Source organism: Salinivibrio sp. ML198 (genome assembly GCF_001996015.1).
In the GTDB taxonomy this organism is placed as follows: Bacteria; Pseudomonadota; Gammaproteobacteria; order Enterobacterales; family Vibrionaceae; genus Salinivibrio; species Salinivibrio siamensis.
This window is the reverse complement of record NZ_MUEZ01000073.1, coordinates 1-346: the sequence shown is the minus strand read 5'-3', so window position 1 is coordinate 346 and position 346 is coordinate 1. Positions and strand designations below refer to the sequence as shown.

The following is a 346-nucleotide window of genomic DNA, read 5'->3' as shown; positions in this document are numbered from 1 at the left end:
TAGGTCGCTTTCTCGATGCTGCACACAGTATTCACGTTCGGCATAGTCACGGGTTAGCGAGAAGCTAACCTCCGTCACCCCCATTTCCGTGAGCAGGGTGTCTAAGATGGTCGGCACGGTTTGGTGCTGGAAGGTGCGACTGTTCTGGCGAAGCGACAGGCGATACAAGGCGGGCACCAAGGTTAAGCGGTAGCGGGTAAAGTGATGACCAATGTCACCTTGGCTAAAGGCACTGGCAATGCCCTGCACCCGTTTGACCAGCTCGCCGTTGCGCCACAGCGTCAGCTGCACCGGCTTGTCGACCACTTGCTCTGGCGTGATGTCGGTATGGCGGCTGGCCAATGCC

1 protein-coding gene is annotated in these 346 nt (G+C 58.4%); it reads right to left on the bottom strand.

Translation table 11 applies throughout. The annotated features are described in order from the left end of the window. Window positions 1–346: contractile injection system protein, VgrG/Pvc8 family (locus BZG25_RS15785; RefSeq protein WP_256363600.1), on the bottom strand; the 346-nt coding region annotated here is incomplete at both ends.